Source organism: Coleofasciculus sp. H7-2 (assembly GCF_042747725.1).
In the GTDB taxonomy this organism is placed as follows: Bacteria; Cyanobacteriota; Cyanobacteriia; order Cyanobacteriales; family FACHB-T130; genus FACHB-T130.
Genome location: NZ_JBHZGO010000036.1, coordinates 1 through 25338 on the forward strand (window position 1 = coordinate 1; position 25338 = coordinate 25338).

21 protein-coding genes and 1 pseudogene are annotated in these 25338 nt (G+C 48.1%); 11 read left to right on the top strand and 11 right to left on the bottom strand.

Annotation, left to right across the window (positions count from 1 at the left end; genetic code table 11):
- Together ACFW2W_RS09285 and ACFW2W_RS09290 are read right to left on the bottom strand one after the other, a co-directional pair.
- A pseudogene (locus ACFW2W_RS09285) lies at positions 1–334 on the bottom strand (photosystem II q(b) protein); the annotation flags it as partial.
- Positions 335–563: 229 nt separating this feature from the next.
- Positions 564–2141, bottom strand: coding sequence for an MBOAT family O-acyltransferase (locus tag ACFW2W_RS09290; RefSeq protein WP_378176505.1), 1578 nt, complete (start codon positions 2139–2141; stop codon positions 564–566).
- 184 nt (positions 2142–2325) lie between these two features.
- Between ACFW2W_RS09290 and ACFW2W_RS09295 the strand changes: the two genes are divergently transcribed.
- Positions 2326–2601, top strand: a complete 276-nt coding sequence (locus tag ACFW2W_RS09295) for a hypothetical protein (protein WP_378176452.1) — start codon at positions 2326–2328, stop codon at positions 2599–2601.
- On the opposite strand, the gene ACFW2W_RS09300 is transcribed toward ACFW2W_RS09295, so the two are convergent.
- Positions 2594–5896 (bottom strand): DUF1574 domain-containing protein, encoded by a 3303-nt coding sequence (locus ACFW2W_RS09300; RefSeq protein WP_378176454.1) that lies wholly within the window; start codon positions 5894–5896, stop codon positions 2594–2596. The two genes, ACFW2W_RS09295 and ACFW2W_RS09300, sit on opposite strands and share 8 nt — an antisense overlap.
- 401 nt (positions 5897–6297) lie before the next feature.
- Here ACFW2W_RS09300 and ACFW2W_RS09305 point away from each other — a divergent pair, with 401 nt between their 5' ends.
- The 3 genes from ACFW2W_RS09305 to ACFW2W_RS09315 all read left to right on the top strand — a co-directional run bounded on the left by ACFW2W_RS09305 (position 6298) and on the right by ACFW2W_RS09315 (position 10204).
- On the top strand, positions 6298–6549 hold the full coding sequence (locus ACFW2W_RS09305) for a hypothetical protein (protein ID WP_378176457.1): 252 nt from the start codon (positions 6298–6300) through the stop codon (positions 6547–6549).
- Positions 6550–6706: 157 nt separating this feature from the next.
- Positions 6707–9823, top strand: coding sequence for a phosphoenolpyruvate carboxylase (gene ppc, locus ACFW2W_RS09310; protein ID WP_378176460.1), 3117 nt, complete (start codon positions 6707–6709; stop codon positions 9821–9823).
- A gap of 108 nt (positions 9824–9931) precedes the next feature.
- Positions 9932–10204 (top strand): hypothetical protein, encoded by a 273-nt coding sequence (locus tag ACFW2W_RS09315; protein WP_378176463.1) that lies wholly within the window; start codon positions 9932–9934, stop codon positions 10202–10204.
- A gap of 203 nt (positions 10205–10407) precedes the next feature.
- Here ACFW2W_RS09315 and ACFW2W_RS09320 read toward each other — a convergent pair whose 3' ends face one another.
- The 6 genes from ACFW2W_RS09320 to ACFW2W_RS09345 are packed head-to-tail and all read right to left on the bottom strand — an operon-like array spanning position 10408 to position 15112.
- Positions 10408–10860 (bottom strand): HNH endonuclease, encoded by a 453-nt coding sequence (locus tag ACFW2W_RS09320; protein WP_378176466.1) that lies wholly within the window; start codon positions 10858–10860, stop codon positions 10408–10410.
- Positions 10779–11099, bottom strand: a complete 321-nt coding sequence (locus ACFW2W_RS09325) for a hypothetical protein (protein ID WP_378176469.1) — start codon at positions 11097–11099, stop codon at positions 10779–10781. Before ACFW2W_RS09325 ends, ACFW2W_RS09320 begins: the two co-directional genes overlap by 82 nt.
- A 54-nt stretch (positions 11100–11153) precedes the next feature.
- A complete protein-coding gene (locus ACFW2W_RS09330; RefSeq protein ID WP_378176508.1) occupies positions 11154–11258 on the bottom strand; it encodes a hypothetical protein in 105 nt (34 codons plus the stop codon).
- A gap of 44 nt (positions 11259–11302) precedes the next feature.
- Positions 11303–11569, bottom strand: a complete 267-nt coding sequence (locus tag ACFW2W_RS09335; protein ID WP_378176472.1) for a type II toxin-antitoxin system RelE/ParE family toxin — start codon at positions 11567–11569, stop codon at positions 11303–11305.
- Positions 11566–11775: a hypothetical protein gene (locus ACFW2W_RS09340; RefSeq protein WP_378176475.1), complete on the bottom strand. Its 210-nt coding sequence runs from the start codon at positions 11773–11775 to the stop codon at positions 11566–11568. The genes ACFW2W_RS09335 and ACFW2W_RS09340 overlap by 4 nt, the downstream gene beginning before the upstream one ends.
- A gap of 43 nt (positions 11776–11818) precedes the next feature.
- The gene (locus ACFW2W_RS09345; RefSeq protein ID WP_378176478.1) at positions 11819–15112 is read right to left on the bottom strand and encodes an NACHT domain-containing protein; all 3294 of its coding nucleotides are present in this window, start codon (positions 15110–15112) and stop codon (positions 11819–11821) included.
- Between the two features lie 170 nt (positions 15113–15282).
- Here ACFW2W_RS09345 and ACFW2W_RS09350 point away from each other — a divergent pair, with 170 nt between their 5' ends.
- The 4 genes from ACFW2W_RS09350 to ACFW2W_RS09365 all read left to right on the top strand — a co-directional run bounded on the left by ACFW2W_RS09350 (position 15283) and on the right by ACFW2W_RS09365 (position 19832).
- Positions 15283–15519, top strand: a complete 237-nt coding sequence (locus tag ACFW2W_RS09350) for a hypothetical protein (RefSeq protein WP_378176481.1) — start codon at positions 15283–15285, stop codon at positions 15517–15519.
- Between the two features lie 280 nt (positions 15520–15799).
- The gene (locus tag ACFW2W_RS09355) at positions 15800–16477 is read left to right on the top strand and encodes a GDSL-type esterase/lipase family protein (RefSeq protein ID WP_378176484.1); all 678 of its coding nucleotides are present in this window, start codon (positions 15800–15802) and stop codon (positions 16475–16477) included.
- Between the two features lie 355 nt (positions 16478–16832).
- Entirely contained in the window at positions 16833–18947 is a 2115-nt protein-coding gene (locus ACFW2W_RS09360; RefSeq protein WP_378176487.1) for a bifunctional arginine dihydrolase/ornithine cyclodeaminase, read from the top strand.
- A 69-nt stretch (positions 18948–19016) separates the two neighbouring features.
- Positions 19017–19832 carry an Rpn family recombination-promoting nuclease/putative transposase gene (locus tag ACFW2W_RS09365; protein WP_378176490.1) on the top strand — a complete coding sequence of 272 codons (816 nt, stop codon included), beginning with the start codon at positions 19017–19019 and terminating at the stop codon, positions 19830–19832.
- A 90-nt stretch (positions 19833–19922) separates the two neighbouring features.
- Here ACFW2W_RS09365 and ACFW2W_RS09370 read toward each other — a convergent pair whose 3' ends face one another.
- Together ACFW2W_RS09370 and ACFW2W_RS09375 are read right to left on the bottom strand one after the other, a co-directional pair.
- Positions 19923–21698, bottom strand: a complete 1776-nt coding sequence (locus ACFW2W_RS09370) for an N-acetylmuramoyl-L-alanine amidase (RefSeq protein ID WP_378176493.1) — start codon at positions 21696–21698, stop codon at positions 19923–19925.
- Positions 21699–21753: 55 nt separating this feature from the next.
- Positions 21754–22305: a pyridoxamine 5'-phosphate oxidase family protein gene (locus ACFW2W_RS09375; RefSeq protein ID WP_378176496.1), complete on the bottom strand. Its 552-nt coding sequence runs from the start codon at positions 22303–22305 to the stop codon at positions 21754–21756.
- Between the two features lie 197 nt (positions 22306–22502).
- Here ACFW2W_RS09375 and ACFW2W_RS09380 point away from each other — a divergent pair, with 197 nt between their 5' ends.
- The 3 genes from ACFW2W_RS09380 to ACFW2W_RS09390 all read left to right on the top strand — a co-directional run bounded on the left by ACFW2W_RS09380 (position 22503) and on the right by ACFW2W_RS09390 (position 25059).
- Positions 22503–22625: a hypothetical protein gene (locus ACFW2W_RS09380; protein ID WP_378176499.1), complete on the top strand. Its 123-nt coding sequence runs from the start codon at positions 22503–22505 to the stop codon at positions 22623–22625.
- A 222-nt stretch (positions 22626–22847) separates the two neighbouring features.
- Entirely contained in the window at positions 22848–24524 is a 1677-nt protein-coding gene (locus ACFW2W_RS09385) for a CTP synthase (protein WP_378176502.1), read from the top strand.
- Between the two features lie 118 nt (positions 24525–24642).
- Positions 24643–25059: a hypothetical protein gene (locus tag ACFW2W_RS09390; RefSeq protein ID WP_190412837.1), complete on the top strand. Its 417-nt coding sequence runs from the start codon at positions 24643–24645 to the stop codon at positions 25057–25059.
- Positions 25060–25338 lie beyond the last annotated feature (279 nt).

Genomic DNA, 25338 nt, shown 5'->3' on the forward strand with positions numbered 1-25338 from the left:
AGGGTCCGCCGTTGTAGAGCCATTCGTCGAGGCTAGCTGCTTCCCAAATTGGGTAGAAGTGCAGGCCGATGGCGTTTGAAGAAGGAACAACTGCACCAGAGATGATGTTGTTGCCGAACATCAGGGAGCCAGCTACTGGTTCGCGGATGCCATCGATGTCCACGGGGGGCGCGGCGATGAAGGCGATGATGAAGCAGATGGTGGCGGACAGTAAGGTTGGGATCATCAGAACGCCGAACCAGCCTACGTACAGGCGGTTGTCGGTTGATGTTACCCAATCGCAGAACCGTTGCCATACGTTGGCGCTTTCGCGTCTTTGTAAGGTTGTGGTCATGTTTTTATGAGTGCTTGTTTGAATTTTCTAGGTTCGGTATGAATAAAGCGAAATTTGTTTCGCCTTCTATTTAAGAATATTTACATTTGTTAGTATTTGTCCAGTTTTTATTGTTTATGAATCCGAATCACTGTCATCGTATTTACTTATAAGTGGCTGAGAATGCAGTGGGAGTAGCGATCGCCAGCGAGACGTGCCAGCAAAGAGTAGCGGGCGATCGCTTGATGCACTAAAAATCAAAGTATATGTAGGGAAGACCACCTTGGGGCGCAAATATCCAGACAATGTAGAAACACAACGGCACCAGCAGCAGCTTCAGAGGCCAATTGAGCTGTAACTTGAGACCCCGATGGACGGCATAGACCAGGAACATCGACGCGGCTAGCAGCCAAAGCAGTAAACCTAACTGAGATGCATTCACACCCAGCGCCTCCCCGTAGACCTTTTCGGCAAACTGGGCATCAGCGGACTGACCCCAGAGGTGCTGAATGACCCAACTGGATTGTTTCAGATTGGGTAGGCGGAAGAAAATCCAGGATGTGAACACCATAAACTGGGTTAGCAACCACGCAACCAGCACACCAGGGAGGCTTTTCCACCAGGTTTTAGCTTTCTCAGACTGGCGGGAGTGGGCTTCTGTGAGGCGGTGAGCCACTAAGGCGACACCGTGATAGGCACCCCAGACGACATAGCCCCAAGCGGCTCCATGCCAAATCCCAGCAATCAACATGATAATTAGCAAATTTAGGCAGGTACGGCGCAGCCCTTGGCGCGAACCCCCCAAGGGAAAATAGAGGTAGTTTCGCAGCCAATCGCCTAGCGTGATATGCCAGCGCCGCCAAAAATCAGCAATGCTGGTACTGAAGTAGGGAAAATTAAAATTCTCCGGGAGATTGAACCCTAAAAGGATGGCACTGCCACGGGCAATGTCTACATACCCGCTAAAATCCAGATAGAGTTGCAGTCCGTAGGCAGCGATCGCTAACCTCAAATCGCCGCTGCTAGCTCGCTCTAAGTTACCAAAGCACAAATCGACAAAAATTCCCAGCCGATCTGCCAAAAGCGCTTTTTTAACTGCACCGCAGGCAATCAGCCACAATCCTTCCGTAATCTGATTAAGCGTTGGAAATTGCAGCGTTTTGAGCTGAGTTGAGAATTGATGGTAACGAGTAATTGGTCCCGCAATCAGCTTGGGAAAAAATAACTTATAAGCTGCAAAATCGAGAAATCGCTGCGTAGCTGGGGCACCGCGATACACATCAATTAAATAAGCAATACACTCAAAGGAAAAGAAACTCAAGCCCAAAGGCGCAATTAAGTGAGTGCTGACCCAACTGGCGCTGTTTTCGGCAACGGGTAGCGATGTTCCGGTGAATTGTTCATATAATCCTGCCAGCGAATTCAATAAAAAAGGTACATACTTGAAGCTCAACAGCAACAAGACATTTAGAACAATCCCCAACCATAAAAACTTTAGTCGCTGGCGATTCCAAAACGCTTGATCGAATTGCCAATCTTCATAGGGATCGGTTGCGTACATCCCTAAGGCTGTATTTTCTCCAATTGCCTTACCCAAGCTGAAGTTCATCAAAGTGATGGCAATCAGCAAAGGAATATAGGCGACTTGCGGCGAGGCTAAAATTTGCAGCCAATGCTCATTCACTAAAGTCGGCGCTTGCAGCGAGGTATAGAAAACCAGGCTGACAATAAGCAGCGTCCACATCTGCAAAGACTGTTTTTGGAACGACCAGTAAATTCCCAGAACGCTGAGCAGAAAGAGTCCGTAGATAAGTGAGATAAAAGTCATTTTTGAAGACTGAGGATTGAGGGCTGAGGGCTGAGGACTGAGGACTGAGTTATGAGTGGAATGAGTGCTGAACATCCAAGATAAATTTCTCCCATTCTTTTCCTCAGTTCAATTGTTTAGGACTTACGCAACTTGCGCGACATCTGAGGGCAACCACAGGGGGATTGCCCCTACAAAATCCTATATGTATAAGCTTTGCGTAAGTCCTGTTCTTCTTGTTTACCCTCAGTTCCAAGTTTTCACTCAGCCCTCAATCCTCAGTCCTCAATCCTCAGCCCTCAATCCTCAGTCCTCAGCCCTCAATCCTCAGCCCTCAATCCTCAGCCCTCAGCCCTCAGTCCTCAGTCCTCAATCCTCAGTCCTCCCTCCTCAGTCCTCAGTCCTCAATCCTCAGCCCTCAGTCCTCAATCCTCCCTCCTCAATCCTCAGTCCTCAATCCTCAGCCCTCAGTCCTATTTAGCAGGCCAGGGAATCATGGGATCTTCAGCTAGCTGGTTAGAAACTTCATAGGCACCGTAGCGGTTGAGGTGGCTGGGGTCGGAAAAATAATCATGTTGAGTGGGATAAAGCTGATTTAAGTCTCGGAAGATCAGCCCTTTTTGGATTGCTTGCGATCGCATATACCGCTGAAATTCTTGCTCATATTCTATGCGTACTGGGTCTAAGTAATCCTGGGTCAAAGGCAGGTTTACAAAAACAATCGGAATTTGACGCGCTTGGGCAAATTGCAGCAATGTTTCTAAAGCTTGGGTTTGCTTGCCTTCCATCTTGAAAGCGTAGTAATCGCTGTCATAGTCACCGCTGACTCTGGCATATTGCTTGTAGTAGGTGGCAGGATTGTAACGAACGGTGAGGGGAAGGAAGCCATCAAAATCAATCGCAAATTGACTTGCTGTCGATGCCTGGGGATTATTGGCACCCTCAGGAGTTGTTTTCGCTGGTTTTGCCCAAACGACATACAGATCCCGCAACCGCGTTTTCATCTGGTCGCGCTGGGGATAAGTCGCTGAAAATGTTCCCAGCTTTTCATTCAGCCAATTATTCACCACTTGATAGCTTTGAGTTAAGGAACCACTGGCTCCTTTATTCGCCGTTGCTGGAGTTTTAGCAGGTGGTGTTGCTGCCGTTTGACTGGGATCTGGGGTGGAATTCTGCTTGGGGAAAGTACCGGCAAGCAGCTGCTGATAGCCTTTCGAGTTAGAGATCGCATTATAAGTAACATCCATCCGCCCGCTATTAAACGCCCTGGCACCATCCGCCCAAATAATCAGTTTTGGCAATTGCTCTGGCGTCAAAACTTGGCGGATCATCAAATCTACCACTTGCGCCGTCGCCCCGTTGACGCCAAAGTTAAACACCTTAACACTAGGGATTCCCTGCGCTGCCAGAGCATCTTCCAGCGCTTGAGGATCGACCCCCCGCATGGCCCTAGAACTGCCGACAATCCAAACATCCGGAGGAACTCCCCGTCTTTGCAGGAGCATCTGTTGGTAGAGAGCCAGCTTTTCGTCTAGCAGGCGGTTATTAAAAGAGGGATTAGAACTTCGCGCCGCCGCCAAAATTGCCGCCGATGCCGCATTCGTGGCTTGAGAATTTCCATCCTGATTACTCACCGTGATATCCGTATCTCCTTGGCGAGTGAATCCTTCGGAGTTGAATACACGAGCCTTCGAGCCACGAGATTTTTGCAAAGACATCTGGGGCAAAGGGACTGAGGTACCCTTAAACGGGTCTGGCGGTCGTATGGTTGATTGTTTGCCGCTGACCGCTGACGCTTGACTAATTGGCGCTTTTGACTTCAGTATCTGAGACAGCAGCCAATCCGTTTGCACCGTTAGCAATAATCCCAGCATCCCCCAGACCAAAGCCACGACGAAACCTTGGTAATAAGTGTAAATCGAGGTGCTAAGTTTTCCTGGGGCGACGGGTGCCAGGTCTTTAATCTCCACCGTGGGAATAAACAATTGGGAAGCGCATAGCCATTGCTGGATGGTTCGAGTCACCTTGAAAGAGACAGCACTGGCAGCAGTTTTGAGGTCTTCCTTGGTGACATCAGAACGCAGAACGGGTTCGTTACTGCCAGAGAGGATATCTCCTAGATAAACATCACTAGCAGCAAATTCTGGGGTTGCTTCCGGTACCAGTCGTTTGCGAGGGGTAAAATCAACGCCCATCTGCCACAAGGGAGTGGAGTGACCGGCGCGACGCCCATAAATTCGTACCCCTGTAATGCCGGGAATCCCTACTCCGCGCAGAAACTTGGCAACGGGTGGTCCGACGGCAGATTGTTGCGGACTATAGAGTGCCTCGCTCATGATGTGCAACAAATCTTGTTTGCGGCGCAGGGATAAGCGAATACCACCCGTTGTTAATCGCGCCTCTAGGTCGGGATTGAGTAAGCGTTGTAATAAAAACTGAATCGCGTTCAGATCGCCCCGTTGCGCCAATTCTAAAGTGGATTCTGCTGCATCGGGATATCTGGACGCGGGTAAATTCAGCCATTCAATCCAGATTGGTGTTTCTTGTTCCGGGACTGGTGTTGCACCGTGGGTTTCGACGCCGTAAACGGTGGCTGCGTGAATGCCTTGGGGTGTCAGAGACTCTAAAATAGGCGCGATCGCACTCGTTGCGGTTTTTCGATCGGGTACAGCGATCGCCATCTCAGGCGCATCGCTCGTTGCGGGTGCGGTGTCTCCTGCGGCTTTTAGCTGTTTGATGGGCTTCTGGCTACAAAATAAATGCAGCGTTGAATCTTTCAGAACTGCTGAGATTTGCATCTCAGCAGCGTTCAACACTTGATTCAGCAAGCGGGCGATCGCTTGGATATCTCCCCAACGCGCCCAATCTTTGAGCATTTCCTCTGGCGGGGTCAGATCCACCCGCAACCGCCAATCGGGAGCCGCTTCTCCTCGAACCTGGCTGCAAATCACGGCATCCCGAAACCCTTCCAGCTTCAAAGAAAGCAACTGAGTTGCCACTGGCTGAGCCATCAGCGACTCATCGGTGCTGTAGTTGGAATCGCAAAGTACCCAAAGACGACGGGAAACATCTGGTGAAGAAGTGGACAATTCTTGATGTCCCTCGGCTCCCCGGCTCCCCGACTCCCTCGGAAGCGTCTGAATGACCACCTTGACGCCGACTCCCATTGGGCTGAGAGTTTCGCTGAGATAGTGCGCGATCGCCTCTGGTTGACCGGAGCGAGCGAGGCGCGAGAGAGAAACGGTCAGTCCGGAATCGCTGGTCGATCGTTGCTCGGTGGTCATTTCCCCCCCATTTGTCGGCGTCGCAGCAGCAGCCACTCTAGCAGTCCCTGACGCCTGATGCGGTTCTAGCCGCTCCAGGTGAATTTGCTTGATCCAGTCTGGACGCTGGATGCCCAGTTTCCGACCGTAGAGAATCACCTGGTAAATGGGAGCTTCTTGTGGGGGGAACCCAGATCCCCCTTCCTTCCCCTTCAGTGCCTCGACAAATCGGCTCACAACGGGTCCGGCAGGCGGACATTCGGAGCCTTCACAAAGAATATGCAGGTTATTCCCTCGTAAGCGAAATCGTAGGCGCACTTCCGGAAGACCGATAGCGCGGGAAACCCACTGGGCGAGGGAGGATTGACCCTCTGAATAGGCGAGCGGATCGGCATCCAACATCACAAAGAAAGTACCCTGGACTTGCAACAGATGAAAAAAGGATGAAGTATGAACGCTGTAGACCGGAGGGCGCACCCGTTGCGATAGAAAGTCGCGCTTAAAGGTTGTCACAAAGGATGAAAAATTGGTTTAGCACCAAAATTTCAGGATATACTTCACACTTCACACTTCATACTTAATACTTCATACTTCCTACTTCAGCAAGCGTTAACCGCTCCAAACGTCCCCAAGCTTTGTACAATTGCTTCTAGATTCTGAGTAGTCTTACACAAGACTGGCATTGGTGCTACCTAATTATTGCCTTGCGGCGATACGTATTTACCGGATGCCCCGCCCTTAAGACAACAGCGCGTTGGCGTCGGTTCCATTCCTACTATGCCCGATGCGAGGATATCGCTGTATTATTCAGATTAATCAACTAGAGTGATTAAGTGCCCTCTGTGCTGTCTAAATTCTGACCTCTTTTATTTATTTGTCTACAAAAAATTTAGTTGTCATCTAGACCTTCTCCCATGCAAACTCCTCCTAACAAAAAGCAGCCGTCAACCGCCGAAAATGCCAGTTCGTCTGCAACTCCCGAAATCTGGTTGAGTCTAGCCACGGTGCCGATGCTACTAGGCGTTTTAGGCATCAAAGCGGTCAGCGAATTGCTATGCGCTATTGGGCAAAACAGTGAGGAAGTGTTTCGAGGCGATCGCTTGCCGGTTCTCCACGTACCCAACCCAGGAAACACATCACAGGAAGTGGGGAATCAGGGAGAGTAGGGGGGAGTAGAAAAAATACGCTCTCCTACCGACTAGGACGCGATCGCACCCCTCCATTTTGCCGGAAAAAACCCAGTGGGTGTTCGCTGTAAACCACTTGCTGGGACTAGAAAACCTAAAATTAGGTGATTATTCTTCTTTAGCGAGAATAGACTCTATGAGTTCCCTACTGCAATCGACGGATCAGCAATTGACGGTAACATCTACCTCTGCCCTATTTTTACGTCATCGCCTCAAAGTTGTGGAGGACTTATGGGAGTCTGTTCTCCAGCAGGAATGCGGTCAGGAACTGGTCGATCTGCTTAATCAACTCCGCTCGATGTGTTCGCCAGAAGGACAGGCAACAGAATTGCCTGAGTCAGTGCCTCAGCTGATCGAAAAGCTTGACCTCAACGCAGCGATTCGAGCTTCACGCGCCTTTGCTCTCTACTTCCAACTAATTAACATTGTCGAACAGCACTACGAACAGCGCGATCAACAGCTTTCCCGACGTGCCACCTACAACGCTCCGGCTGGTGACTCCGCACCGCGTAAACTTCCCAGTCCGCAAGGAGATGGGGACTCCGCAATTGTGTTGTCGCCAGGGGGAATGGAGGAAGAAACCCAAAACAGCGGCCCAGGTGCGGATTTGCTCGAAAAGAGCTGGCACCACGATGGCCAAGCCAAACAGAATGCCGGGACATTCCACGGATTGTTCCCACATTTGCGCCAGATGAATATGCCTCCGCAACAAATCCAGCGGTTGATTGACAATCTGGACGTTCGGCTAGTTTTTACCGCTCACCCCACAGAAATTGTTCGCCATACAATTCGCGGCAAACAGCAGCGGATTGCTAAAATTCTGCAACAGCTAGACCAGGCAGAAGAAGAATTTAGATCCCTAGGATTGGCGACTTCTTGGGAGGCAGAGGCTTGCATCGAACAATTAACCGAAGAAATTCGCCTCTGGTGGCGCACCGACGAACTGCATCAATTTAAACCAACCGTGTTGGATGAAGTGGATTACACCCTCCACTACTTCCAAGAAGTGTTGTTTGATACGATTCCCCAGCTTCATCAACGCCTAAAACGCGCCTTAAAAGCTTCTTTTCCGGGACTCACTCCCCCTGTAAACAACTTCTGCCAGTTCGGTTCTTGGGTGGGGGCAGATCGGGATGGAAACCCCTCAGTCACGCCGAAAGTAACTTGGCAAACCGCTTGCTATCAGCGGGGTTTAGTGCTGGAGAAGTATATCCAATCGTTGCGGCGGCTGACGACTCAATTAAGCTTGTCGTTGCACTGGAGCGATGTCTTGCCGGATTTGCTGGACTCGTTAGAGCAGGATCGGTCGCAAATGCCAGAAGTGTACGATCAGCTGGCGATTCGCTACCGACAAGAACCTTATCGGCTCAAGCTGGCATACATCCAGCAGCGCCTGCAAAATACTAGCGATCGCAACCGGCGACTCTCGGATGGAGAAAACTTGCATCGGCAAATCTCAGATAGCCAGTCTCACGTAGTTTACCGCTCTGGAGAAGAATTTCTGGCAGAACTGCGGCTAATTCACCGGAACCTGATTGAGACGGGTTTATCGTGCCGGGATCTAGAAAATTTAATTTGTCAGGCGGAAGTCTATGGCTTCAACTTGGCACACTTAGATATTCGCCAGGAAAGCACCCGCCATTCCGACACCTTCACCGAAATTGCCGAATACCTGCAAATTCTGCCCAAGGCATACAATGAGCTATCGGAAGCTGAGCGATCGCTGTGGCTGGCAACGGAACTGCAAACTAAGCGCCCGTTGATTCCAGCAGAATTGCCATTTTCTGAAAAAACTTGCGAAACCGTTGAAACTTTCCGAATGCTGCGGCAGCTCCAACTGGAGTTTGGCTCTCAAGTCTGCCAAACTTACATCATCAGTATGAACCGGGAAGCCAGCGACGTTCTGGAAGTGCTGCTGCTGGCAAAAGAAGCGGGTCTGTATGACCCCACCACGGGAAAGAGCAGCATCATGGTGGTGCCGCTGTTTGAAACGGTGGAAGACCTGAAGCGGGCACCCGCAGTGATGCAAGATTTGTTTGAATTGCCTTTGTATCGCGCTTGTCTTGCCGGAGGCTACCAAAACGTTGAAGGTTCGCAACAGTTAAAGGTTGAAGCCTCAAATCAGCTTGCCAACTTGGAATCTCCAACGAATAACCTGCAAGAGGTAATGCTGGGCTACTCAGACAGCAACAAGGATTCCGGCTTCTTGAGCAGTAACTGGGAAATCCATAAAGCTCAGAAAGTGCTACAAAAAATCGCCGAACAGTACGGCATCGCCTTACGGATTTTCCACGGGCGTGGCGGTTCGGTCGGTCGCGGCGGCGGTCCCGCCTACGAAGCGATCCTGGCTCAACCAGGTCATAGTATCAATGGGCGGATCAAAATTACCGAACAGGGGGAAGTGCTGGCTTCTAAATACTCGTTGCCAGAATTAGCCCTGTACAACCTGGAAGCCGTGACAACCGCTGTGATTCAGGCAAGCTTACTGGGAACCGGGTTTGATGATATTCAGCCGTGGAACGAAATCATGGAAGAGTTGGCGACGCGATCGCGTACCCACTATCGCGCCTTGATTTACGAGCAACCCGATTTAGTAGATTTCTTCCACCAAGTGACGCCCATCGAAGAAATCAGCCAATTGCAAATCAGTTCTCGTCCTGCCCGTCGCGGCGGTAAAAAAGATTTAGCTAGTCTGCGGGCAATTCCTTGGGTCTTTAGCTGGACGCAAACGCGCTTCCTGTTGCCGAGTTGGTACGGCGTCGGGACGGCATTGCAGGAGTTTTTGAACGAAGAACCAGAGGAAAATCTGAAGCTGTTGCGTTATTTCTATTTCAAGTGGCCTTTCTTCAAGATGGTCATTTCTAAAGCAGAAATGACGTTGTCGAAAGTAGATTTGCAGATTGCTCACCACTACGTGCGGGAGTTATCCCGACCGGAAGATCGCGATCGCTTTGAAGCCTTATTTGAGCAAATCAAGAGCGAGTTTAACCTTACTTGCGATTTAGTCCTCACGATTGCAGGTCACAAACGGCTGTTGGATGGCGATCCAGTCCTGCAAAGGTCTGTGCAGTTACGCAACGGTACGATTGTTCCTCTGGGTTTCTTGCAAGTCTCTCTGCTAAAACGCCTGCGCCAACATGGCAAGCAAGCAGCCTCCGGTGTCGTCCATTCTCGTTACAGTAAGGGCGAATTGCTACGCGGGGCGCTGTTAACGATTAACGGGATTGCTGCCGGAATGCGAAATACGGGTTGATGGTTCATGGCTAATGGCTAATAATTTAGGGTTGATAGCAATGAGCTTTTAAATCATGAGAAATTAGCGATTAGCCATTCGTAAACAATTAGCAGTTAGCAATCATAAATGCACAAAAAGCGCATCTTAATTTGTACCTTCATGGCGTTGGCATCGGGATTTTTTGGTGCCTACATGGGGGTACAAATTAAGTTACTGGCTGATAACCATCGCTGCGAAAATATGACAAAGCATACTTTGCAATTCGCAGCATTCAAGACAGCGTGCCAAGCTTGGATGATGCCAGGAGCTTATATGCAAGGCAGCAGCAGCGGCTTGTGGGCGGGAATGGTTTTGGGGGCTTTTATCGCGGGTTTGGCAACCCAAAAGCAGCTTGAGTAAATCGATGAAGATTAATAGCGGGTTAAAAAGAAGCGATCGCGCACTCTAATCTTCCATCATCTTCTCTTTAATCCAACTACACAATATCTGCAATAAAATTAGGCTGATTTGGTGAGAAGGATTGTAAGGTAATATTTGGGCGATCGCTCAAATAATTATTTAGCTCGTTTAGAAGTTTTTCTGTAGTGACAACAACGCGATCGCTACTCTTCTTGACGCGGATCTTCCTTGGGGGGATGCCAACCACCCTGCACCCAAAAGCGCCTCGCATTCCGAATAGAATCATCCTCATCATATCGTTCATCATTCATGTCAAGCCTATTGCAGGTGGCTCTACCTGTGGGAGTTATTCCTAAAATATTCAACCCATCTGCTGTCCATATAAAATGTTCGTTCCACTGCCGATGACGGGGATTAAATAGGGATATTTCTTGCTGATTTTCTGGGTCTATTCCTGTTATAAAGTTGTAGCGACGACCATTACAGCGACTGCAAGCTAGGGCGAGATTATCGGGGTTATCTGACCCTCCCAAAGACTGCGGCATTACATGATCGAGCGTAAAGTGAGCTGGACTTAGGTATTCTGGGGAGTGGCAGTATTCGCAGAGGTATCTGGCTCGTCGTCGAACCAGTTGTCGGGATTGATTGGGCACCATTTAGCCTGAGTTGCCAGTTGAGCGTTAATAAAGGTAAAGATTCGGTTTAATTCACAGATTCCGGTATATTCAGCTTCTTCCTCTGGAGTGAGCAAATCGGCTTTTCTTCTTTCTAGCAGTTCCTCCATACGAGCCTGTAACTCTTTAGTAAATCTGAAGAGATGAATATTACCAAATTCTCTCATTTTAATGCCAGAGTGCATCAACGAGGAAGGTTTAACCATTAATTGAGCAGTCATGGTGTTGTTTGGAATCTGTTAAAAGCTATGAAAACATTATAGCGATCGCGCACTCTAATCTTCCATCATCTTCTCTTTAATCCAACCCACAATATCTGCAATAAAATTAGGCTGATTTGGTGAGAAGGATTGTAAGGTAATATTTAGGCGATCGCCTATTACTTCAAACCAGAGTAGTTAATGAATTAAACTCATATCTCAAATTATGGAAAGTACCTGTAAACATCTTTCCTGTGCAAGACTCTAACAAAAACAATTACATCTTCATCTACTGTAATACCGATTCTGTAATCTCCAACTCTGATGCGGTAATACTCACCGTCAGCTTTGAGTTTTTTAAGATTGCTCACATCCACCAGATTTTCAGCAATTTCTACTTCTTCAATTACCGCCTTAATTCTTTCAAGTAATGCTTCGTCACGAATATTACCCAAATCTTTCTCGAAGCTTTTTCTAAACTCTACGTTCATCCTTGATGTTCCAGAATTTTGAAAATTGCTTCTCGACTGACTGGTTCAGTATTTTCACCTTCCTTGATAGCCTTTTCTAAAGCGATGTCTTCTATGACTTCTGCCAATAACTCAGAAAATACCTCTCTCTGCTCTTGAACTAATTCAAGAATCGCTATCTTGAGCAGTTCTTTAAGTTTATTTTCGTCTAGGCTAATTTCAGTCATATATCATTTTAGGAAGTAGTTTTTTCTAATAATAACACGCCCTCTAATCTTCTACTATCTTCTTTCTAATCCAACCCACAATATCTGCAATCAAATTCGGCTGACTGGGAGAGAAGGTTTGGAGATTACAAGGTTGAGCGCACACTACACAAATTGCGCCATCAAATGTGCTTAAAGCATTAATAAATGTCTCGCTAAACCCCAGATGTGTTTCTTCTTCTGTGCTTTCGTAGAAAACTAAAACTAGCTGACGATCGCTTTTACGCCTCAGCTGATGCCAATAAAATTTCATCTGTTGCAGGGTTTCCGGTTCGCCGTTTTGACGTTCTGGGAAACCTTGACTCATCAGCCGATCGTAAATGTCAAGGGTGGGGTTTTCGCAATCGATAAACTTGCTGCCATCAATGCAAATGAGGTGAATGGTGTCGTTGAGGGTGGAGTTGTTAGCGATCGCAGCGTTGAGAAGTTGGGGTAAATTAGCCAAGTTGGGGCGTTGCGTGGAGGAGTTATAACCAACAGCAGTGGTTTCTTGATTTTTCGGATGAAGGGTGATACACGTAGGGTTCCAAGCCTGATAGAAAGCTGGATAAGATATATTTTTTGCGTAGTAACTCCAGAGAATTTTAAAGCATTCCTTACAAAGGAAATCAGCATCAAATAGATTAGATAAGTACGTTTTAAATTCTGTAATTACCACTGTTAAAAACCTTCCTTGAGATGCCGCTTTAAGCACTAGTAATTCTAGCTCTGCCAGATTTTGCCACAAAGCTATTGCATCTTTGGGGGCGTGTATTTTCCTTAGTAGAACTTTGATACCTTCTTCCAGACTGATAGCACTATCAATGCTATATTCCTCATCGGCGAACGCCGGATAAACATCCAAAGAAAGGTTCTTATCCCTATCCTGTTGTTGAAGCGATTTTGTACTCCAGTTGAACAGCTTGTTTTCCTGATCAATAAGATCGTTGACGTTGTTCCAACATAGCCAGATTTGATTTTGAACCCCAACATCCTCACTGGTATGCTCTAAATGATTTAGGGCAATGAGTGCCTCTGGGTTTTCAGGAAAGAGGGTCAATAAAATAACAGCAGCTTTCATACAAATTTCATCACTGATGCAAAACTTCTGTCCCCATTTGCTGGTGAAAGAGCTTCTATGGTGAGATTGGCAAGTGTGGACTAAGTTAGTTAGGGCACTCCTTACCTTGCAGCGATCGCTCTCTCTCAGTGCTGCCTTAGCTTCCTCTTCAATTTGCTCAGGAAATGTCCGCCACTCCTGAGTGTAAATACTGAAATATCCAAAACCTTTCTCGACGAGTTGCTGCACGATCATGTCAGCAAGTCTACAATCCCCAAACTCCGCAATACCTGCTGCTGCTAGAAAATATGCTCGATACCTATAAAAGTCACTGCACCCATCCTCAAACTGTACTAAAGCTTTGATAAACTCTTCCTTATACTCCCCTTCCACATCCTCTCGCCCCAGCCATAGCAAAATCACCTCTCTCCACTGCGGCTCAAAAATGCGGTAAATATTGCCCGGTAACGGTTGAGGATTGTCATTGTCATGAGTCAAGAAACATTGCCAATCGTCAATTGCCAGCGCTGCAAAATATTCCTGAAACGTCAGATGATAGAACGCATAAACATCCTCGTCAGTTTCTGCATCTTTATATACCGCATTCAGCCAACCAACATCACACGCTAACTTAAACAGAGATTTACCCATTACCTTGTAAGCAAATCTCTTCCGTAGTGGCAACTTCTTCTCAATGGCTTCCCGCGCCAACTTCCCTAATGCTTCATGTAACTCATTCTGCTTATCCAAGTCTTCGGTAAGCAATGGATGTGGCTTCCACTCATAGAAATCCTCTCGAAATCGCTGATAAAGCGTCGCCTTCGTCTTCGGCAACTCCCCTTGCTTCACCGCCCAGGTTTGACACAACAGCGCCAACCGCAACGGATTTCTAATCAAATCCCGAATCCGTTCCCGCCCCGATTCCCCTAACTTCTCCCGTAACTGCTTCCCTAACCGGGGTTTCCCCGCCCTAGCAAACCAGTCTCCAATAAACTCCCCCACCTGCGGATCGTCAAAATCTAGGGTGCGATAAATATCACAATTCGGCACTACGCGATCGTTCGCTTGCCAAACATTCAGCCGACAGGTTAACACCGTTTGCGCCTGTGCCACCCAACCCCTCAGCTGATTGGCAATTCCTTGTAGGGGCGAATTTACCCCCCTGGATGTATCCGTCCCTACCCGAATTTCATCCACTCCATCCAGCAGCAACCACACCTGACGAGAGTTAAACAGCTGCATCAACTCTGTTTGCATCTGGGCTGATACCACCATTCCTTGAAGAGACAGCGCCTCCTTGAGCCAAACCTGGAGTAAATACTCTTCCAAGGTTTTCCCATCCAAACTCCCCAGATGAATGCAAATCGGCAAACGGGAAACATTTTCTGATTTCTTGAGATAACGGGCAATTTGCTCTAACCACGTACTTTTCCCCGCCCCCGGTTCCCCAATAATCGCAATCGTCTTGCCCTCTCCCGCCTCAATCACCTGAGTAAGAAACGCATCCGCTTCAAACCGCTTCTCAATTTCCTTCTCACTCAGCTGATATTGCAACCGCCCCTCATCTGGGGATGGGCAAAACTCCTCACCCCGTCGAGGCTGAGTTGTCGGTTTCACCAATCCTAGTGGCACATAAATACTCACCTCATGCCCCAACCCCGTTCCCGTCGCCTGTCGCCGGAATTGGTAACGCCTCAGCTGTTCCTCCAGCATTTTGTGGCAGATATCGCGCCAGTTGATGTTAGTTGGTGGCGGTGACGGTTCTTCTGGGTTTTGCTCCTTCCACTTCAGCTGAATTTCTGCCAGATTCTCTGCCAAAGTCGCTGTTTGGTGCTTCAGCTTCAGGGTGAATTTCCAATAACCTTGGTTCTTTCTCGTATTTTTGGGATCTTCCTCGAACACCCCCAACTCTCTCAAGCAGTCGAAAACAGTTTGAACCGCCTCTGCTTCCTTGTCTTCTCTGCTGCTGCCTTCTCCCTGTTGACGCTTTGGAAATTCTAAACTTTTCCCGGCTTTCTCTACCAGCTTGGCTAAAGCTTTCTTCGTGGTGCCGATTTCAACTATTGCTTCCCGGTTTCCCCGTTTCTGCCTGACTTTCCCTGTCACCCGCAGCTTATTTTCTGAAACCCACTTAACCTCAACTTCTGCCTTTAATTCACAGTCGTCTAACTCCCATCCATCCGCAAGAGACAGCAAGGCTTCCAGCAATTTGATTGCATTACTCTTAGCAGGTTCTCCCCAGCCAATGTTCCTTGCCATTCTTCAAATCCAAAGAAAATATTAAGAACTTTTAGCAGCTCAACCCAGCAAGCTTCCCCAAGCCTGTAACCCGCATTATACAAACATTTCCGGCTGCGCTTGGGGAACGTGCGTGAGGAAAAGCCCAAAAAAACAATTCACCTCGTTAACCCACAAATGGGGTGAATTTGATGTTTGCAGACTATCAAAAAAATAAAGTTCGGCAACGGGAAGCGGTAGAGAACTTTCATGGTAATTTTATTGAGCCACAACTACAGGCTCAGACTCAAATTCAGCATCAGCCACAGTCAATCCAGTACGATACTGTTGGGCAAATATCTCCTAGCGTGCTATTAGTTGTGCTGTTATGGTTCTTTTGCCTGGGTCTTCACATCCGCCATTTGCGCCGGATGAATGATAAGAAATAATCACTCTTAACCCCACCAATTGGAAACCCACGAACATTTTTGGTGTCAAGAGGAGAGTGCGATGCTTGAATCTCCCAAAGTAGTAGTAGGGGCGAAGCATTCGGGTGAAGATATTTCAGAGTGGACAAGAAATTTTGTCCCCGAATGCTTCGCCCTTCCCTGCGACAGGGTGAAGCATTCGCATGAATAATATTGGGTTAAGTGGCAAAGGCGATCGCGCGATCGCTTCGCCCCTACCGCCAACCCTCTGCAATATCGTTAAGTTAAATTGGAAAACTGTATGAAAAAACGCCGATGGATGTGGTTCTTTAGTTTGCTGTTTGCTTCCCTGCTGGTTGTTACCAGTTGCGGCAGCAATTTCGATGATGTCAAAAACCTCAAAGCGGGTGCTGGTAAGCAAGTTATCGTCTTAGGCGATAGCATCGCCTCTGGGTATGGCGTGGACAAGACAGAAGCTTTTCCTAGTGTGCTGAGTCGTCAGTTGGGTTTGCCAATACTGAATCGCGGTGTTAGCGGCGATACAACTGCAATGGGGTTGAGTCGCTTACAAAAAGATGCGATCGCGGCAGAACCTTGGCTGGTGATTGTTGAATTAGGCGGAAACGATTTTCTGCGAAAAATTCCCAAAACAGAGACAGAACAGAATTTGCGACAAATCGTGACATCTATTCAACAACAAAAAGCAATTGTTGTGCTGCTAGGAATCAATCTTGGCTACATAGAAGATGAATATGACGAACTTTATCAGCGTGTTGCTAAAGATACACAGGCTTATTTAATTCCACAAGTTTTAACAGGAATTGTGGATGACCCGAAAAATCGGCAGGAGGATATCATTCATCCAAACGCAGCCGGACAGCAGATTTTAGCCACTCGCGTTGCGAAAAACTTACAGCCCTTATTAGCCCAGGCTACTTGGCCTCCCGCCTTGTTGCAATATCGACGAAGTGCTAATTAATACCTAATAGAAGATTGATCGTTAGCCACAAGTGTTCGCTTAGTGCTTTTTTAAACCACTAAGGCGCAAAGACACTAAGAGAATTCGTGTTTACTTAGTGCCTTTGGGACTTGGTGGTTAATCTTGCTTAAACTTAGGAGCGATTTCCTCTCAAACTGTCAAATATTTCCCATTAATCATTTTTTGTCAAGTCTCTTGGGTTGTAAAGGAATAAAATAGACATTAGCCTCTAGAGCTGACTTTCGCTATTACAAATAAGAGGTAAAGATTTCGTAACAAGTTCTACAGAATTGGAGCATGGAAAGTCTGTATCCAATAAGAGTTTGCCCTTGTCTATTTCACTTGAGATTCTTTTATGACCTCCTCGATCCGCTTCCTCATGTGCGCTCCCGACCATTACGACGTGGATTATGTGATTAATCCCTGGATGGAGGGCAATATTCACAAATCCTCGCGCGATCGCGCTGTCGATCAATGGCAAAAGCTTCACTACATCCTCAAAGAACACGCCCTTGTCGATTTGGTTGCACCCCAACGCGGTGTGCCTGATATGGTGTTTACAGCCAATGCTGGGCTGGTTCTGGGAGATACCGTCGTCCTGAGCCGCTTCTTCCATAAAGAGCGGCAGGGTGAGGAGCCTTATTTCAAGCAATGGTTCGAGGAAAAAGGCTATAAGGTGCATGAACTGCCCAAAGACTTGCCTTTTGAAGGCGCGGGTGATGCGCTGCTGGAGCGGGAAGGGCGCTGGTTGTGGGCGGGATACGGCTTCCGCTCAGAACTCGATTCTCACCCGTTTCTGGCAAAGTGGCTCGACATCGAAGTGCTATCGCTGCGATTGATGGATGAGCGGTTCTATCACCTGGATACCTGCTTCTGTCCCTTGAGCGGCGGCTATTTACTGTATTATCCCCCCGCATTTGATTCCTATACCAACCGCGTCATTGAAATGCGAGTTGCGCCGGAGAAGCGGATTGCAATTGAGGAAACGGATGCGGTGAACTTTGCCTGCAACGCCGTGAATATTGACCGCGTTGTGGTGATGAATAAGGCGAGTGAAGCGCTCAAAAAATGCCTTGCCGATGTGGGATTCCAAGTTATCGAGACGCCGCTGACGGAATTTTTGAAAGCCGGTGGTGCTGCCAAGTGCCTGACGCTGCGGGTGACGGAACCCGTTCGAGAAGAAATCCATGCCAATGTCTCGGTGGAAAGTCGGACGATGCGGCTGGAAGGGCATTTGCTGGATTCAGGCTTAATCAACCGTGCTTTAGATTTAGTGGTAGAAAATGGGGGCAGCTTCCAGGTTCTCAACTTCAATTTGGGAGAGCAACGGCAAAGTACTTCCTCAGCGGAGGTGAAGGTGTCGGCTCCTTCCCACGATGTGATGGAAGCGATTTTGTCGCAGTTAATCGATTTGGGTGCTGTGAATTTGCCCCAAGATGAGCGCGATGCCAAGCTGGAAGATGTCATCCAAGCTGGGGTAGCTCCAGATGATTTCTATGTGTCCACCATTTATCCCACAGAAGTCAGAATCAATGGTGAGTGGGTACGGGTGCAAGATCAGCGCATGGATGGCGCGATCGCAATTACCCAAACTCCCAACGGACGGGTAGCGCGGTGTAAACTGCTACGGGATTTAGAAGTCGGCGAACAGGTGGTGGTTGATGTCGTCGGTATCCGCACGGTACGGAAGACGGAATCCCGCGAACAGCGCAACACCCAAGAATTCAGCTTTATGTCTGCCGGGGTTTCTAGCGAACGCCGCGTGGAATTGGTGGTGGAACAAGTTGCCTGGGAACTTCGCAAAATCCGCGATGCTGGCGGTAAAGTGGTGGTGACAGCAGGGCCTGTGGTGATTCATACTGGTGGCGGCGAACACCTGACGCATCTGATTCGGCAAGGTTATGTGCAGGCATTGCTGGGAGGAAATGCGATCGCTGTCCACGACATTGAGCAATCCATGTTGGGAACCTCGCTGGGTGTGGATATGAAACGCGGCGTCGCCGTTCGTGGGGGACACCGCCATCACCTGAAAGTAATTAACACTATCCGCCGTTGTGGCAGTATTGCCAAAGCAGTTGAAAAGGGTGTGATTAACAGCGGTGTCATGTATGAGTGCGTCCGCAATGGCATTCCCTTCTGCCTCGCCGGTTCCATTCGCGATGATGGTCCTCTACCAGATACTCAGATGGACTTAATTAAAGCTCAGCAAGAGTATTCTCAACTGCTGCAAGGTGCAGACATGATTTTGATGCTCTCTTCAATGCTGCACTCAATTGGGGTGGGAAATATGACACCAGCAGGGGTGAAGATGGTTTGTGTAGATATTAACCCAGCCGTTGTCACCAAATTGAGCGATCGCGGTTCTGTCGAATCCGTCGGCGTCGTCACCGATGTCGGTTTATTCCTCAGTCTGTTAGTGCAACAGATGGATAAATTAACCAGTCCTTATCACATTGCTCAAACAGCTTAATTATTGTGTAGACACGATAGGGTGGGCAGTGCCTACCCTATTTGTTTTTCCAATAGTGGCTCTGAAAAGGTGAAAACTGACAGCATTTTCTATCAACTATTTCAAAACTTTCCCAGCATCTTCTTTGAATTGATTGGTCAACCTGCCTCAACTGGCAACACCTATCAATTCACCTCAGTTGAAGTCAAACAAACTGCCTTTCGCATCGATGGTTTATTTCTACCATCTGACGATTCTGCCGATCAACCCATTTATTTTGTAGAAGTACAATTTCAACGCGATCCCAGATTCTATCAGCGCTTTTTTGGCGAAATATTTTTATACCTCTCTCAATATGAGCGACCGAACGATTGGCGGGGAGCAGTAATATTTAAAAATAGAAGCCTAGATCCTGGTGTACAAGCGCAGTATCGAGAATTACTGACCAGTCCGCGAGTTAGGCGGATATATTTGGATGAATTAGGAGAAGCGGCAGATCAATCCCTTGGTTTGGGCGTGGTGAAATTAGTCGTAGAAACTAAAAAGAAAGCAGCTGATGTTGCAAGGCAGCTACTCAACAAAGCCAGTCAAGAAATTACTGATGAAGCTGTCAGGCGACAAGTCATAGAATTAATTGAGACAATAGTGTTGTATAAGTTTCCACAAATGACTCGCCAGGAGATGGAAGCAATGTTTGGATTCAGTGAGTTAAAGCAGACTAGATATTTTCAAGATGTTATGCAGGAAGCCAAAGAAGAAGGACTGCAAGAAGGTGAAATGAAAGCTAAGTTAGAAGCAGTGCCTCGGTTATTGGCATTAGGGTTGGCTGTGGAACAGGTGGCAGAAGCTTTGGGGTTGACAATTGAGCAAGTTAGACAAGCCCCAGAAGCGAAGACTTCCGATTAGTCATTTAATCTGTATTGCTGGGATGAGAATTCATTGCCCAAATTATGGCAAAGGGAATGCCCAAGGCGAGTCTACTGCCGAAAGGAGTATTTATTGAGCGACTTTGAACCATTGGGTAACGCCTTCTGCGATCGCTGCCGCCATTTTCTGCTGCGCTTGCGGATTTACCACCCATTCAAATTCTTCTGGATTGCTCATAAAACCCAGTTCTAGCAATACAGAGGGTGCAGTAGCAGGACGCGCTAGGGCTAAGTTATCCCAAAAGACGCCGTAGGAAGGACGCCCCGCCTGGGTCACGATGTAGTTATGGATAAACATCGCTAAGCTGTGGGCTTGGGGATGATACCAAAAAGTCCCAAAACCCTGCGTATTCTGGGCATCTCCTTCATCGGGGAGGGAATTGTAGTGAATTGAAAGTGAAATTGCCGGTTTCACTGCGTCAATGATTGCCACCCGTTCTGGCAGCGACACCGCCTTATCTACCTCCCGCGTCAGGTACACCGTGGCACCCCGTGCAATCAGCTGATTGGCGATCAGCTTCGACATGGTTAGCGTCACCTCTTTTTCGGGATAGCCAGTTGGCCCCCCGGCACCGCTGTCTTCACCGCCATGTCCGGGATCGAGAACAATTTTGATCCCAGATAAAGGCTTGTTGGAAGACTGAGAACGGAGAACGGAGGGGCCAGAAGTGAGACGAGGAGGATGGCGCAGAGATAAAATCAGGCTCGTGCCTTCGTATCTCACCGTATAGCCCCATTGCTGCGCGGATTTGAGATTAAAAGTATATTGCACGGTTCCTGGCGCGACCTGTTGCCAATCCAGGCGGGAAATGACGGGATCGGGGTCGAGGCGAATGATGTCCGTTTGCGCCGTCGTGTTATATAGCGTTAATGTCAGCGTGCGATCGCTCTGCTGCACAATTAGCGGTACCGGCACTTGTAAGGGAAAAATGACTTCTGTGGCACCGGGAATCTTACGAGCGCGAATACTGCGAATCAGCGATCGCGGTGGCACCGAACCCTTGACAATTTGAAGTTCCTTACTATTAATCCAGCCGCCATAGTCCAAGCGCACCCATTCCCCGTCCCGACCTGTCACCGAGGCTCGCGTACTTTTCGGCAGCGGCGTCAGGCGAGAATAATCCGTACTTGGCCCGGTTCTGGCGACACCGGCATCAACAATCACCTCAGCGACCTCTAGCTGCGCCGGGGACAGAATCTGAACTTTCGCAGGTCCCATCTGACTCACGATCTGTCCATTTTTTTCTACTTTGAACTGGGGACGACCCAAATCAGCCGCCGCCGCCGCCGCTGCACAACCCAGGTAGTGTCCTGCCCCAGCTACAGCATACGGCTGATTTTGTGCGGTTAAGGCGGCAGAATTCGCCGGTAGCTGTACAACCTGCTGCTGGTTAGTCAGCGGAATTGTTTCATTCGCCAAATCTACGGAAACATTGGCGTCAGCAGGAGCAACCGCGCCGAAACACAGCAACTCACCCGGAAGTCGGGCGAGATCCGCCGATGGAGTTAGGGAATCTTTGGCAAATGCCAACCCCTGCGGTGGCTCAGGTTGGGTAGAAGTCCGCGTAACTTTAAGTTTGACGGCTTGACCTTGATAACTCACTGTAAATAGGTTATCTCCCGGCTTTAACGGAAAACTGGGAGCAAAATGCCCCTGTTTGCTCCGCGCGATCGCCTTCCCGTTCACCAACACTTTTCCTGGCGGTGGAGCCGTGCCAATTAAGAAAATTCGGTCAGATGTGGTTTTATGGCTAGCGGGAGGATAGGAAACGTAAAGAGATTGTTTTGCCGATGCTGGTGCTGCCATAACCACCCCTAATACAGCCAATCCCAGGATGTTTCTCATTTTAAATCCCAGTTCATTACATCAATTAGAGGATAAAATTAGCGAAAAAGTTTCTTTAATCTTCTAAAAGTTTTGTTGGGAGTCCATCGATACTCTTTCGATTCTTTTCACACCAATAATCAAAAATTCCCTGGCTTCCTTTTTTTTCACCCCATTCTCTAATTGTTTTTCTTTCTTCTTTCATTTCATAAATAGGTACGCCATACCCGCATGAAGTTTGTACTGAATTTATCTGAAGTACCACGATATGACGTTCTCCTAAGATTGGCGTGAAAAATGAATAAAATTTTTCCCAAGTTTCATGCCTTGGCAAAATTACTTTTCCTTGACCGTATAAACGAAGAATCAAAGGCTTTTCAGAGAAGCTGCAAAACATGATCGTCATCCGTCCATTTTCAGGTTCATGTAAATGGGCGGAGGTTTCGTTGCCACTCCCGGTTAAATCAAGGTAAGCCACTGTATGATTATCAATACAGCGGAAGGTATCTACTCCTTTAGGCGACAAATTAATCCGACCTTCCTTAGGTGCAGTCGCGGTAAAAAAGATTTTCTGCTCCTGAATAAAGTCCCGGAGATTTTGATTTAATTCATCGTAAAATTTAGCCATGTTTAGTTTTTTAGCCCACCGATTATCCAGTTAATAGTATTTTTAATTATTTATCAATTTACAGATGTCGAAGCAGTGTCAGGTATCAGTAGTTTAGAATTAATTAGCAGGAAAACGAGCGCGATTGATGGCATTGAAAGGAAAGAAGCTATCCATTTCGTCTAACTTCCGGGAAATGGCAAAGTGCTAATACCAGAATGCTAGCAGCGAAGTCGGTAGACACTCAAGGCTCAGCCAAAAAAAGTGTCAGTCGGGGGTTAAACCCTAGCGAAAGCGCGATCGCCCAAGCGTGCCAATTGTCCGTCTCGTCAGTCCTTTGAGGGGTTAGAAGGTTTATCTTGCGATCGCAAGAGTGACTGTTCGCCCTGCTATCGTTTCTATAGGATAGGTGATAAGGCAGCCAACACAGCCACTCTGCCAGGGTTTTACAAACCAACGACCACCGATCGCGGACTGCAAACAACAAGCAACGAACAACTCGTTAAGACTGTGGCACAATTAACGGGGTGGGTTGCCGACATGGCTCTTCTTTTAAGCATTTTATGACTAAGTTTGTCTTTGTCACCGGCGGCGTGGTTTCCAGTATCGGCAAGGGAATTGTAGCAGCAAGTTTAGGACGCTTGCTGAAGTCGCGTGGCTATTCGGTTTCTATCCTGAAATTAGATCCGTATATTAACGTCGATCCGGGGACGATGAGTCCTTTTCAGCACGGAGAAGTGTTCGTAACGGCAGATGGTGCCGAGACGGATTTGGACTTGGGGCACTACGAACGCTTCACCGATACGTCCATGTCTCGGCTCAATAGCGTCACTACCGGCTCGATTTACCAAGCGGTACTCAATAAAGAGCGTCGTGGCGATTATATGGGGGGCACGGTGCAGGTAATTCCCCATATTACGAATGAAATCAAAGATCGCATCCAGAGAGTTGCCAAAAATACCAACCCGGATGTGGTGATTACGGAAATTGGCGGCACGGTGGGCGATATTGAATCGCTGCCATTTTTGGAAGCAATTCGTCAGTTCCGTAAAGATGTGGGGCGTCATAACGTGCTGTATATGCACGTAACCCTGATGCCGTGGATTCCCTCAGCTGGGGAGATGAAAACGAAACCGACGCAGCACTCGGTGAAAGAATTGCGGTCGATCGGGATTCAACCGGATATTTTAGTTTGTAGATGCGATCGCCCTCTGCACCCAGGACTCAAAGAAAAAATCTCAGAGTTCTGCGATGTTCCCGTCGAGTGCGTGATTACAGCCCAAGATGCCAAAAGTATCTACGAAGTGCCGCTAATGTTAGAACGGGAAGGACTGGCGCAGCAAACCCTGGACTTGCTGCAACTAGAGCAACGCCAACCCAACTTGAGCCAGTGGAAAATCTTGGTAGATCGCCTATATCATCCAACTCACCGGATAGAGATTGCCATCGTTGGTAAATATGTAAGGTTAACGGATGCCTATCTCTCAGTAGTGGAAGCTTTGCGCCATGCAGCGATCGCCATGAATTGTGACCTCAACCTCCGTTGGGTTAGCTCGGAAACCATTGAATCGGACAGTGCCGAAACTTACCTGGCTGGTGCTGACGGCATTGTGGTACCCGGAGGTTTCGGCGTTCGCGGTGTCGATGGCAAAATTGCGGCGATTGAATACGCCCGTAAAAACCAGATCCCCTTCCTCGGTTTGTGTCTGGGAATGCAATGTTCGGTGATTGAGTGGGCGCGACACATCGCCGGATTGGAAGATGCTAATAGTGCTGAATTTGCCCCGAATGGAGCGAATCCGGTGATCAACCTGTTGCCGGAACAGCAAGATGTTGTAGATTTGGGCGGCACGATGCGCCTGGGGCTATATGCTTGTCGTTTAGCGCCCAATACTCTAGCCTTCCGGCTATATCAAGAAGAAGTGGTTTACGAACGGCATCGGCATCGGTATGAGTTTAATAATGCTTATCGCAACCTGTTTTTAGAAACCGGCTATGCGATCAGCGGCACCTCGCCGGATGGGCGGTTAGTGGAAATTATTGAACTACCCAACCATCCCTTCTTTATTGCCACCCAATTCCACCCGGAATTTAGCTCTCGACCCAGTAATCCCCACCCGATGTTCCAGGGATTAATTCAAGCGGCATTAGCACAGCTTGACCCCAGACTCGCCCGTTCTGACTCCTCACAGCCTACCCAGGAAGATGCGACGACCCTCCAAGCCGCTGAGGTATCTTAACCGTTGCTGGCAGTTACAGCAGGACGGAAGGCGATCGCTTCACGTCCTGCTTTCCAACAACCACTTGCGCGGGGGAGCGTTGTCAGTGCCAGAACTCACCTTTATGTGAGGAGGTCATGTGGCGTATTGGATCAAAGTTAGTTATGAGCGAAATGAATATGTAATCGATCTTGACCGCATCAGTGCCTTTGCTTGCACCCCGAACGGTAAGGTAACTTTTTGGTTGCCTGATAGTGCCATCCCAATTATTATCAACCGTCAAAGTAACCCGGATGGCTATCAACAAGTGATGGACTATATCCAACAAGTTAGCTTCCACTCACTGGCAGCGTCTTGGATCAAAGTTAGTTATGAGCGGAATGAATATGTAGTCGATCTCAACCGCATCAGTAGCTTTTCCTATTCTTCTAACGGTAGACTCACGTTTTGGTTGCCGAATAGTGCCATTCCTATCATCATCAACAAGCAGAATGACCCGGATTGCTATCAAAAAATTTTGGAATATATCAAACAGAAAACCGGGCACTCGTTTTAAATTAAAAATTAAAAATTAAAAATTAAAAATGAAGAGTTAACAATCATTGTAGGTTGGGTTGAGGAACGAAACCCAACAAAACATAACATTTGTTGGGTTTCGTTCCTCAACCCAACCTACTAGCTACTACTAGCTACAAGTGCTGAGGCTAACAGTCCTCAGTCCTCAGTCCTCAGTCCTCAGTCCTCAGTCCTCAGTCCTCAGTCCTCAGTCCTCAGTCCTCAGTCCTCAGTCCTCAGTCCTCAGTCCTCAGTCCTCAGTCCTCAGTCCTCAGTCCTC

Bases quoted from the DNA above. Each gene is read 5' to 3' on its own strand.
- ACFW2W_RS09290 (WP_378176505.1), bottom strand. From the start codon at position 2,141: ATGACTTTTATCTCACTTATCTACGGACTCTTTCTGCTCAGCGTTCTG.
- ACFW2W_RS09295 (WP_378176452.1), top strand. From the start codon at position 2,326: ATGTATAAGCTTTGCGTAAGTCCTGTTCTTCTTGTTTACCCTCAGTTC.
- ACFW2W_RS09305 (WP_378176457.1), top strand. From the start codon at position 6,298: ATGCAAACTCCTCCTAACAAAAAGCAGCCGTCAACCGCCGAAAATGCC.
- ppc (WP_378176460.1), top strand. From the start codon at position 6,707: ATGAGTTCCCTACTGCAATCGACGGATCAGCAATTGACGGTAACATCT.
- ACFW2W_RS09315 (WP_378176463.1), top strand. From the start codon at position 9,932: ATGCACAAAAAGCGCATCTTAATTTGTACCTTCATGGCGTTGGCATCG.
- ACFW2W_RS09320 (WP_378176466.1), bottom strand. From the start codon at position 10,860: ATGGTGCCCAATCAATCCCGACAACTGGTTCGACGACGAGCCAGATAC.
- ACFW2W_RS09325 (WP_378176469.1), bottom strand. From the start codon at position 11,099: ATGACTGCTCAATTAATGGTTAAACCTTCCTCGTTGATGCACTCTGGC.
- ACFW2W_RS09335 (WP_378176472.1), bottom strand. From the start codon at position 11,569: ATGAACGTAGAGTTTAGAAAAAGCTTCGAGAAAGATTTGGGTAATATT.
- ACFW2W_RS09340 (WP_378176475.1), bottom strand. From the start codon at position 11,775: ATGACTGAAATTAGCCTAGACGAAAATAAACTTAAAGAACTGCTCAAG.
- ACFW2W_RS09345 (WP_378176478.1), bottom strand. From the start codon at position 15,112: ATGGCAAGGAACATTGGCTGGGGAGAACCTGCTAAGAGTAATGCAATC.
- ACFW2W_RS09350 (WP_378176481.1), top strand. From the start codon at position 15,283: ATGTTTGCAGACTATCAAAAAAATAAAGTTCGGCAACGGGAAGCGGTA.
- ACFW2W_RS09355 (WP_378176484.1), top strand. From the start codon at position 15,800: ATGAAAAAACGCCGATGGATGTGGTTCTTTAGTTTGCTGTTTGCTTCC.
- ACFW2W_RS09360 (WP_378176487.1), top strand. From the start codon at position 16,833: ATGACCTCCTCGATCCGCTTCCTCATGTGCGCTCCCGACCATTACGAC.
- ACFW2W_RS09370 (WP_378176493.1), bottom strand. From the start codon at position 21,698: ATGAGAAACATCCTGGGATTGGCTGTATTAGGGGTGGTTATGGCAGCA.
- ACFW2W_RS09375 (WP_378176496.1), bottom strand. From the start codon at position 22,305: ATGGCTAAATTTTACGATGAATTAAATCAAAATCTCCGGGACTTTATT.
- ACFW2W_RS09380 (WP_378176499.1), top strand. From the start codon at position 22,503: ATGCTAGCAGCGAAGTCGGTAGACACTCAAGGCTCAGCCAAAAAAAGT.
- ACFW2W_RS09385 (WP_378176502.1), top strand. From the start codon at position 22,848: ATGACTAAGTTTGTCTTTGTCACCGGCGGCGTGGTTTCCAGTATCGGC.